This is a genomic window from Terriglobales bacterium (assembly GCA_035457425.1).
Lineage (GTDB): Bacteria > Acidobacteriota > Terriglobia > Terriglobales > Acidobacteriaceae > JACPNR01.
Window position 1 is genome coordinate 1 of sequence record DATIBR010000019.1, and the last position, 9,450, is coordinate 9,450.

Annotated in this window: 11 protein-coding genes; all 11 read left to right on the forward strand. The window is 66.9% G+C overall.

Annotated elements, in window-relative coordinates; translation table 11 throughout:
- The coding region (gene rpoN, locus VLA96_01785; GenBank protein HSE47917.1) for an RNA polymerase factor sigma-54 at positions 1 to 1,019 on the forward strand (1,019 nt) is incomplete at its 5' end.
- 116 nt (positions 1,020 to 1,135) lie between these two features.
- The gene (gene raiA, locus VLA96_01790) at positions 1,136 to 1,738 is read left to right on the forward strand and encodes a ribosome-associated translation inhibitor RaiA (GenBank protein ID HSE47918.1); all 603 of its coding nucleotides are present in this window, start codon (positions 1,136 to 1,138) and stop codon (positions 1,736 to 1,738) included.
- A gap of 157 nt (positions 1,739 to 1,895) precedes the next feature.
- On the forward strand, positions 1,896 to 3,068 hold the full coding sequence (locus tag VLA96_01795) for an ankyrin repeat domain-containing protein (GenBank protein ID HSE47919.1): 1,173 nt from the start codon (positions 1,896 to 1,898) through the stop codon (positions 3,066 to 3,068).
- 59 nt (positions 3,069 to 3,127) lie between these two features.
- Positions 3,128 to 3,688, forward strand: a complete 561-nt coding sequence (locus VLA96_01800; protein HSE47920.1) for a hypothetical protein — start codon at positions 3,128 to 3,130, stop codon at positions 3,686 to 3,688.
- Positions 3,689 to 3,756: 68 nt separating this feature from the next.
- The gene (gene rapZ, locus VLA96_01805) at positions 3,757 to 4,662 is read left to right on the forward strand and encodes an RNase adapter RapZ (GenBank protein ID HSE47921.1); all 906 of its coding nucleotides are present in this window, start codon (positions 3,757 to 3,759) and stop codon (positions 4,660 to 4,662) included.
- Positions 4,663 to 4,736: 74 nt separating this feature from the next.
- Entirely contained in the window at positions 4,737 to 6,572 is a 1,836-nt protein-coding gene (locus VLA96_01810; GenBank protein ID HSE47922.1) for an ABC transporter ATP-binding protein, read from the forward strand.
- Positions 6,569 to 7,072: a hypothetical protein gene (locus VLA96_01815; protein ID HSE47923.1), complete on the forward strand. Its 504-nt coding sequence runs from the start codon at positions 6,569 to 6,571 to the stop codon at positions 7,070 to 7,072. The genes VLA96_01810 and VLA96_01815 overlap by 4 nt, the downstream gene beginning before the upstream one ends.
- Positions 7,054 to 7,944 (forward strand): YicC/YloC family endoribonuclease, encoded by an 891-nt coding sequence (locus tag VLA96_01820; GenBank protein ID HSE47924.1) that lies wholly within the window; start codon positions 7,054 to 7,056, stop codon positions 7,942 to 7,944. The genes VLA96_01815 and VLA96_01820 overlap by 19 nt, the downstream gene beginning before the upstream one ends.
- Positions 7,941 to 8,645 carry a guanylate kinase gene (gmk, locus tag VLA96_01825; protein ID HSE47925.1) on the forward strand — a complete coding sequence of 235 codons (705 nt, stop codon included), beginning with the start codon at positions 7,941 to 7,943 and terminating at the stop codon, positions 8,643 to 8,645. Before VLA96_01820 ends, gmk begins: the two co-directional genes overlap by 4 nt.
- Before the next feature lie 20 nt (positions 8,646 to 8,665).
- Complete coding sequence (rpoZ, locus tag VLA96_01830) at positions 8,666 to 8,905, forward strand: DNA-directed RNA polymerase subunit omega (GenBank protein ID HSE47926.1); 240 nt, start codon at positions 8,666 to 8,668, stop codon at positions 8,903 to 8,905.
- Between the two features lie 186 nt (positions 8,906 to 9,091).
- Positions 9,092 to 9,450 (forward strand): flavoprotein (locus VLA96_01835; protein ID HSE47927.1); only part of this gene is annotated, 359 nt, incomplete at its 3' end.

Consider the following 9,450-nt stretch of genomic DNA (forward strand, 5'->3'; position numbering starts at 1 on the left):
CGCAGGTGCAGGCCGCGAAGGTGCGCTCCAAGCTGCTCGAGATGCCTTCGAACCACCGCGCGCGTTTCGACAAACGCGACCTGGCGGAAGCGCTGCAACTGGTCCGCGAGATGGACCCGGTGGGGGTGGCGGCGCGCGACCTGCGCGAGTGCCTGCTGCTGCAGCTGGATTCGCAGCGCCGGCTCGCCGAAGACGAAGGGCTGGAGACGCTGCCGGTCATCCATGACTGCATCGCGATCGTGGGCGACCACCTGAAGCTGCTGCAGAACAAGCAGCACAAGGAGATCGCGCGCGCCATCGGGAAGCCGGTGGAAGCGGTGCAGGCGGCGCTGGAGTTCATCAAGCGGCTCGATCCCAAGCCGGGGCTGCGCTACAACAAGGTGGAGCCGCGGCTGATCGAGCCGGACGTGGCGTTCATCAAGCAGGGCGACGAGTACCTGATCCTGATGAACGAAGACGACATGCCGGTGCTGCGGCTGAACCCGACGTACCGCAAGCTGCTGCACCGCGACGCGGCGGAGAAGGACGTCCGCAACTACGTGAAGGAGCGCTACAAGTCGGCGATCCAGCTGATCAAGAACATCGAGCAGCGCAAGCAGACGATCATGAAGGTGTGCTACTCGATCGTGCAGCGGCAGCGCGAGTTCCTCGACCAGGGCGTGGACCAGTTGAAGCCGATGATGATCAAGGAAGTGGCGGAGGAGATCGGCGTGCACCCGTCGACGGTCTCGCGCGCGGTCGCCAACAAGTACGCGCATACGCCGCAGGGAGTGTTCGAGCTGCGCTACTTCTTCTCCGAGAGCGTGCAGGGGCCGGAGGGCGGGAACACGTCGCTGCTTATCCTGAAGCGCCGCGTGAAAAAACTCATCGAAGAAGAAGACCCGGCGCGTCCGCTGACCGACGAGCAGATCACGCGGATCTTGCAGTCGCAGGGCATCCAGGTCACGCGCAGGACGGTGGCCAAGTATCGCGAGGACATGAAGATCCCATCGACCCATCAAAGGAGGATCAAGAACTAGCCCGGTTGGGTATCCACGGGGGATACCCCGGAAGGGCGCGAAACGAATGCACTGAGCTTTGGTTCCACCCGGACGGCCTGCGGCGCCCGCCGCGACGGTCCTTAAGGAGGGAGTCAATGAGCGTGGAAGTAACGGGACGGCAGTACGAGATCACTCCCCAGATCCGCAAACAGCTCGAGCACGGCCTCACGAAGCTCGAAAAGATCCTCGGAACAAGTTTTGACACGCACGTGATCCTGGCGACGGAGAAGCACCGTGCGATCGCGGAGATCACGGTGACGGTGCGCAACCATCCCATCGTGGGCGTCGCCGAGACCAGCGACATGACGGTGGCGATCGGCGAGGCGCTGGACCGCATCGAGCGGCAGGCGGTGAAGTACAAGGGGCGCTGGCGGGCGAAGAAGCGCAACGCGAAGCACAAGCGCTGGGCCGCGGCGGAGGCGCCGGAGCTGCCGCGGATGCAGATCGCGGTGGGAGCGAGCGCTTCGACCGCGGTGCCGGTGGTCGTCCACGGGTTTCCGGCGGTGGTGCGGATGGCGGAGGCGCACGTCGTCAAGTCCGAAGAGGCGGTCGCGCTGCGGCCGCTGACGCTGGAAGAGGCCATCAAGGAGGCGGAGTTCCGCGACCGCGACGTCTTCGTCTTCCGCGACAAGGAAGGCAGAGTGAAGGTGCTGCACCGGACCAAGGACGGCAAGATGGAGCTGATCGAAGCGCCTTGAAGGCAGTCCACAGTCCACGGTACACAGTCCACAGATGAGGAAGGGCGGTCGCTGACGCGACCGCCCATTCTTTTTTTCTGCTGCGGTGAGAGAGAACCGGCCTACAATCTCGGCAATCTTCCTCCCCCTTGAACCGGTTCCGAGTAAGGCCACTTCCATGTCCAGGTCGAAAGTGTGTCACTGGCTGATGGCGCTCGCGCTGAGCGCCGGCGGTGTGCTCTCTGCGCAGCAGCCCGCCGCAGGGAAGCCCAGCAAGAAGGCTGCCAAGGCGGTGGATCCGGCGGGCGCGGCGGAGCGCGCGGCGAAGTGGGCGGCGGCGCGCGAGAAGCTGAACCAGCAGCTGCTCGCGGCGGTCGAGAACGACAACGTCGCGCGGGCGCGCGAGCTGCTGGCGAAGAAGGCCGACCCGAACGCGGCGGACGAGCACAAGGTCTCGGCCCTGATGATCGCGGTCGAAGGCGGCGACGCCGAGATGGTGAAGCTGCTGCTCTCGAGCAAGGCCGACATCAACGCGGCCGACGAGAGCGGCGTGACCGCGCTGATGACGGCGGCGGAGTTCGGCGACGTCGAGCTGATGCCGCTGTTGCTCGACACTCCCAAGATCAACGTGAACGCCGCCGACGTGAACGGCTGGACGGCGCTGACCGTCTCGGTGCTGGAAGGCAAGCCGGAGGCGGTGGAGCTGCTGCTCGGACGCGGGGCGGACGCGGGCGTCCGCGACCGCGAAGGGCACACGCTGTGGATGTTCGCGGCGGCGCAGGGCGACCAGGACGTGATGCGCCCGCTGCTCTCGGTGCCGAAGGTGAAGAAGGCAGACCTGGCGCTGGCGGACCGCCGCGGCTGGACGGCGCTGCACCACGGGTGCTCGGAGGAACATCCGAGCGCGGTGCAGATGCTGCTGGAAGCGGGCGCCGACCCGAACGCGCGCGACACCGTGGGCTGGACGCCGCTGATGATCTCGGCGCAAGCGCACTGCTACGGCTGCGCGCTGGCGCTGCTCGGGAAAGGGGCGAACGTGAACGCGGCGTCGGCGAGCGGCACGACGGCGCTGCTGCTGGCGGCGGCGCAGGGCGACGCGCCGCAGGTCGAGCTGCTGCTGAAGCGCGGCGCCGACCCGAACGCGACCACCCGGGAGCGGAACACGCCGCTGATCGAGGCGGCGTCGCGCGGGTACGTGGAGGTGGCGCAGAAGCTGCTCGAGGCGGGCGCGGACCCGAACCGCCGCACGGCGCGGGGCGAGACGGCGCTGGCGCGGGCGAGCGCGCGCAGCGGGTCCGCCGGCCCGGATCCGCAGATGATCCAGTTGCTGAAGCAGGCAGGAGCGCGTTGATTGTTGTTGTTCCGGGCGCGGTTCCGGAGTAAAACTCAGCCGCCCCCGAAGGAGGCTCCATGGTCAGACCGGTGCAAAAGAACACGTACATGCTGCTGATCGGCGGCGGCATGGCGCTGGCAGTGGTTTTCTTTCTGCTGTTCATGGTGGCCCTGATCGGCGGGGCGGCGGCGGCGCAGGAGCGGGGGAACCAGGATGCCGCGGGCGCGGTCATCGCGGGCGCCTTCGGCATGATGATGCTGGCGATGCTGTCGATGTGGGTGCCGGCCATCACGTTCCTGGTGCTGCTGTACAAGGCGTGGCAGGCGATCCAGGACGGGCAGGTGCGCACGACACCCGGTCAGGCGGTCGGGTTCCTGTTCATCCCGTTCTTCAACCTGTACTGGATGTTCGTTTCGATCTGGGGTTGGGCGGCCGACTACAACGGCTACAAGGCGCGGCACAACGTGCCGGGCGAGCCGGCGTCGGAGGGGACATTCCTGGCGTTCCTGATCTGCTACCTGATCTTCCCGCCGGCGTGCCTGGTGCTGGTGTTCATGGTGGTGAGCAAGATGTGCGATGGGATCAACGCCATTGCGGGGCAGGCGCCGAACGCGCTGGGAGCGGCAGCGGCGCGATGACGGAGAGGAGCTCACGGCCCCGCCGCGGCGGGGCCGTTTTGTTTGCGTGGGCTGATAGCATGGAGAGGATGGCGAAGAAGGGCCGAAAAGCGCGGCGCAGCGGGAGGCAGGCGCTCCAACGCGGGACCGAACTGGTGGTCATCACCGGGATGTCGGGGTCCGGGAAGGCGAGCGTGCTGAAGGCGCTCGAGGACCTGGGCTACTACTCGGTCGACAACATGCCGGTGGAGCTGATCCCGAACTTCGCAGAGCTGGTGCGGGAGTCGGCGCAGATCCCGCGGGCGGCGCTGGTCGCCGACATCCGGGAAGGGCACGCGCTGCCGCGGCTGCCGGGCATCCTGCGGTCGCTGAAGCGGGCGCTGCCGACGCGGGTCATCTTCCTGGAAGCGTCGGACGAGGCGCTGCTGCGGCGGTTCAGCGAGACGCGGCGGCCGCATCCGCTGGGCAAGGGCTCGACGGTGAAGGCGGCGCTGGCCGCGGAGCGCAGGCGGCTGAAGCCGATCCGGGGGCTGGCCGACATGGTGGTCGACACCACCAAGTTCAACGTGCACGAACTGCGCGCGCACATCACGCGGCGCTTCGCACGCGAGCCGCGCGACAAGAACATCATGGTCTCGTGCGTGAGCTTCGGCTACAAGAACGGCGTGCCGGCGGAGGCCGACCTGGTGTTCGACGTGCGCTTCCTGCCCAACCCGCACTTCATCCCGAAGTACCGGCCGCTGACGGGGCGCGACGCGGCGGTGGCGCGGTACATCCGGAGCTTTCCGCAGACGCGGCAGTTCATCCGCAAGGTGGTGGACATGCTGGCGTACCTGCTGCCGCACTACGTGCGCGAAGGGAAGAGCTACCTGACGATCGGGTTCGGGTGCACCGGCGGGCAGCACCGCTCGGTGATGATCGCGGAAGAGGTGCAGCAGCGGCTGGCGCGCGCGGGGTATCGCGTCAAGGTGCAGCATCGGGACTCGCCGAAGTAGTCCGCAGTACACGGTCCACAGTCCACAGATTAGAATCTAGGCTTGCGTTCCGCTCCCTCACATAAGAGGTCCCGATGCGGCAACTGACGCGGCTGCTGCGCTACGTGCGGCCGTACTGGCTGCAGCTCGGGGCGTCCGTGTTCCTGATGGCGCTGGTGGGACTGTTCGACGCCTTCCGCGTGCTGCTGATCGGGCCGGTGCTCGACCGCGTGCTGAATCCGGCGTCGGGCTCGGAGAACATCCTGCTGTTCCGCATGCCGGGGGGCGGCCCGCCCGTCTACCTGCAGCAGTTCGTGCCCTCGCACTTCCACAATGCCTGGACGGTGGTGGCGTTCGCGATGGTGATGGCGACGCTGTTCAAGGCGCTGTGCGACTACCTGGGAACGTACCTGGTGAACTACGCGGGCTTCGGGCTCATCACCGACCTGCGCAACCAGGTGTACGACGGCATCCTGCGGCGCTCGGCGGCGTTCTTCCAGAAGCACAGCACCGGGACGCTGCTGTCGACCATCATCAACGACATCGAGAAGGTGCAGTTCGCGATGTCGACGGTGCTGGCGGAGTTCCTGCAGCAGTTCTTCATCCTGATCTTCACGGCGTGCGTGGTGGCGCTGCTGGGCGGGAAGCTGGCGTGGGTGCTGCTGGTGTTCATCCCGTTCATCTTCTTTTCGGCGCGGCGCGTGGGGAAGCGCGTGCGCTCGACGACGCGCAAGGGCCAGGACCAGCTCGCGGGGGTGCAGAACATCCTGCACGAGACCATCACCGGCAACCGCATCGTGAAGGCATTCAGCATGGAGGCGTGGGAGGGCGCGCGCTTCCGGCAGGCGGCCCGGAGCCTGTTCCGCGCGAACCTGCGCGCGGTCTCGGCCTACGCCATCACGGGGCCGGTGATCGAGACCATCGGCGCCATCGCCATCGCGCTGCTGCTGCTGCTCGGGCGCGACTACATCAAAGTCGGCTACCTGACGCCCGGCGTCTACCTGGCCTTCATCTTCGCGGTGTTCAAGCTCTACGATCCGGTGCGCAAGTTCGCCATCTACAACAACAACTTCCAGCAGGCGCTGGGCGCGAGCTCCTCGATCTTCGAGTTCCTCGACGAAGAGGATGAGATCCGGGAGAAGCCGGGCGCGGAGCAGCTGCCGGCCTTCCACGAGTCGGTGCGCTTCGAGAACGTGAGCTTCGCCTACGCCGACGACACGGAAGAGCGCGGCGTGCTGCACGGCATCGAGCTGAGCGTGAAGCGGGGCGAGGTGCTGGCCATCGTCGGGTCGAGCGGCGCGGGCAAGAGCACGCTGGTGCACCTGGTGCCGCGCTTCTTCGACGTCACGGACGGTCGAATCACCATCGACGGGCACGACACCCGGGAGGTCACGTTGGCGTCGCTGCGCGCGCAGATCGGCATCGTCACGCAGGAGACCATCCTGTTCAACGACACGGTGCGGAACAACATCGCGTACGGGCGGCAGCAGGTCTCGCAGGCGGAGGTGGAAGCCGCGGCCCAGGCCGCGCTGGCGCACGACTTCATCACGCAGATGCCGGACGGGTACAACACCGTGGTCGGAGAGAAGGGCACGCGGCTCTCGGGCGGCGAGAAGCAGCGCATCGCCATCGCGCGCGCCATCTTGAAGAACGCGCCCATCCTGATCCTGGACGAGGCGACGTCGGCGCTCGACGCCGAGAGCGAGTCGCTGGTGCAGTCGGCGCTGGCGAACCTGATGACGGGGCGCACGGTGTTCGTGATCGCGCACCGGCTCTCGACCGTGCGGCGCGCCGACCGCATCGTGGTGCTGGAGGGCGGGCGCATCACCGACGTCGGGACGCACGAATCGCTGATGGCGCGCGACGGCACCTACCGCCGGCTGTATGATTTGCAGTTCGTCGAGCTGGACTCGAAGCTCCCGACGGTATGAAGCGGGCCATCCTGATCGGAATGGCGGTGGCGCTGGTGGCGCTGCTGTTCCCGCGGCCGGTGGTGGTGGCGCCGGAGTGGGAGATCGTGGCACGCGACGAGGCCGGCAGCCCGGTCGCGGAGGTCGAGGTCACGGAGACGTGGACCTATTACCCGTTCCGTGACGGCAAGTACGCGACGGTGATGACGGACGAGCGCGGCGTAGCGAAGTTTCCCGAGCGGCGGATGTGGGTGCCGCTGCTCGAGACGGGCGCGGGAAAGCTGGTAAACCTGCTGCCGCATGGCAGCGGCGGCCCGATGGCGTCGGTGTACGTGCGGAAAGTCGGGTACAGCACGTTCTCGGCAACGAACTACGACCAGGGGATCTGGATGGGGAAGGACAGCAAGCCGATGCGCAGCCAGTGGACACTCTACGCGTGCGGAAAGCTCTCGCTCGAGGAGTGCAGCCGGACCTTTTTCCCCAACAAGGAGGCGCGCCGCCGATGCCCGTGCGTTCGATGACCGCGTTCGCGCAAGTGAAGGGGCAGGCAGGCGAGCAGCTCGCCTTCACGCTGTCGCTGAAGTCGGTGAACCACCGCTTCCTCGACCTGAACCTGCGGATGCCGTCGGAGACGGACGCGCTGGAGATGAAGCTGCGGCGCGCGCTGAAAGACAAGCTGGCGCGGGGGCACGTGGACGTGATCCTAGGGATCGAGCGCGGCGCGACGGCGCAGTTCGAGGTCAACAAGGACCTGGTCGGCGGCTACGTGCAGGCGTTCCGCGCCGCGGCGAAGCAGTTCGCGGTCTCGGCGGAGCCCGACCTGAACGCCATCCTGCGCATGCCGGGGGCGCTGAGCTCGGCGATGGCGAGCGTGGACGGCGACTTCGAGCAGGCGGTGCTGGCGAAGCTGGACGAGTGCGTGGGGCTGCTGAACGAGATGCGGACGCTGGAGGGCAAGGGCATCGAGCGCGAGCTGCGCGAGCGGATGCAGGGGTTGAAGTCCGCGACCACCGAGATCGAGAAGCTGCGGCCGGTGGTCTCGAAGGCATACCTGGAGAAGGTCGAGGCGCGGATGAAGGAACTGATCGGCAACCACGCCGACCAGGACCGCGTGCTGCAGGAAGCGGCGCTGCTGGCCGAGCGGTCGGACATCCAGGAAGAGATCGTGCGCATGCACAACCACATCGCGCACTTCCTGGAGCTGCTGCTGGAGCAGGGCACGGAGATCGGCAAGAAGCTGGACTTCCTGCTGCAGGAGATGAACCGCGAGGCAAACACGCTGCTGTCGAAGACGGCGGGCGTCTCGGGGGAAGGGCTGCGGATCACCGAGCTCGGCTTGAAGATGAAGTCGGAGATCGAGAAGGCGCGCGAACAGGTGCAGAACGTCGAATGAGCGGGATCCTTTACATCATCTCGGCGCCGAGCGGGTCGGGGAAGTCGACGCTGGTGAACGAGATCCGCAAGGTGGTGCCCGACCTGGAGTTTTCCGTGTCGTACACCACGCGGTCGAAGCGCGGCAGCGAGCAGAACGGGCGGGAGTACTACTTCATCTCGCGCGACGAGTTCGAGCGCATGATCGGGCAGGGCGAGTTCCTGGAGCACGCCGACGTGTTCGGCAACTACTACGGGACGGCGCGGCGGTTCCTGCGCGAGGCCGAGCTGCGCGGCAAGGACCTGCTGCTCGACATCGACGTGCAGGGCGAGAAGCAGGTGAAGGAGAAAGCGCCGGATTCGGTGAGCATCTTCGTGCTGCCGCCCTCGCGGCAGGTGCTGGAGCTGCGGCTGCGGCGGCGGAGCGAGGCGGAGGGCGCGGATTCCGAGGCGGTCATCCAGCGGCGACTGCAGGAAGCGGCCAAGGAGATTGAGAATTACCCGAATTACGACTATATTCTTGTGAACGACCAGCTGGAACTCTCCATCGACCAACTGAAGGGCATCGTGGTCGGCGAGCGCCTGAAGCGCGCAGGCCGGCCGCTCACGCCGGAAGAGCAAGCGGTGGCCGAGGGTTCGAAGCGCAACCTGCGCGAGAACATGAAGACGAAGGCTGAGTCGGTCCTGAAGTCGTTCCAGATGTCCGCCACCCCCCAGCGGTAAGAGGTCCCGTGAGGAAGTCCATGAAGCTCATCGAAGGATTCGACAGCAACTACCGTTACATCCTGGTCGCGGCGCGGCGCGCGCGGCAGCTCCAGGGTGGCTCGCGTCCGCTGGTGGACACGGCGTCGCGCAAGCCATGTCGCATCGCGCAGCAGGAGATCGAGGCCGGCAAGGTCGGGCACGTGGTGGGGGCAGGCCCCGCGAAGACGGCCAAGGACTCGGTCAGCGACCTGCTCGATCACGCGCTCGGACGCAAGTAAGTCCTTCCTTTTCATCCGCCTAAGCACGCCCGCGCCACGGGTGTGTCGGAATCTTTCCCGCGCCGGCCGCATCCCATAGATTGCCGATCTCCAATCGCCGATTGGCGATCGAGGCGGGATGTACCTGAATCGGCAATCGGGGATCGGCAATCGGCGATCCCAACGAAGTAGAATCAACGATTGGCTATGAAAGTCGCCCTGGGAGTGTGCGGAGGGATCGCGGCCTACAAGGCGGCGGAGCTCGTCCGCCTGCTGCAGGACCGCGGAGTGCGCGTGCAGGTGATCATGACGCGCGCGGCGCGGGAGTTCGTGCGCCCGCTGACCTTCGCAGCGCTCTCGGGCGAGAAGGTCATCACCGACCTGTTCGGGACCGGGGCGGAGCAGCCGAACATCGATTCGGCGGTCGAGCACATCGGGGTGGCGCAGTCGATCGACGCGCTGGTCGTGGCGCCGGCGACGGCGGACACGCTGGCCAAGTTCGCCAACGGGCTGGCCGACGACTTCCTTTCCACGCTGTTCCTGGCGACCAAGGCGCCGGTGGTCGT

Coding starts and splice junctions, on each gene's coding strand:
- raiA (HSE47918.1), top strand. CDS start 1,136: ATGAGCGTGGAAGTAACGGGACGGCAGTACGAGATCACTCCCCAGATC.
- VLA96_01795 (HSE47919.1), top strand. CDS start 1,896: ATGTCCAGGTCGAAAGTGTGTCACTGGCTGATGGCGCTCGCGCTGAGC.
- VLA96_01800 (HSE47920.1), top strand. CDS start 3,128: ATGGTCAGACCGGTGCAAAAGAACACGTACATGCTGCTGATCGGCGGC.
- rapZ (HSE47921.1), top strand. CDS start 3,757: ATGGCGAAGAAGGGCCGAAAAGCGCGGCGCAGCGGGAGGCAGGCGCTC.
- VLA96_01810 (HSE47922.1), top strand. CDS start 4,737: ATGCGGCAACTGACGCGGCTGCTGCGCTACGTGCGGCCGTACTGGCTG.
- VLA96_01815 (HSE47923.1), top strand. CDS start 6,569: ATGAAGCGGGCCATCCTGATCGGAATGGCGGTGGCGCTGGTGGCGCTG.
- VLA96_01820 (HSE47924.1), top strand. CDS start 7,054: ATGCCCGTGCGTTCGATGACCGCGTTCGCGCAAGTGAAGGGGCAGGCA.
- gmk (HSE47925.1), top strand. CDS start 7,941: ATGAGCGGGATCCTTTACATCATCTCGGCGCCGAGCGGGTCGGGGAAG.
- rpoZ (HSE47926.1), top strand. CDS start 8,666: ATGAAGCTCATCGAAGGATTCGACAGCAACTACCGTTACATCCTGGTC.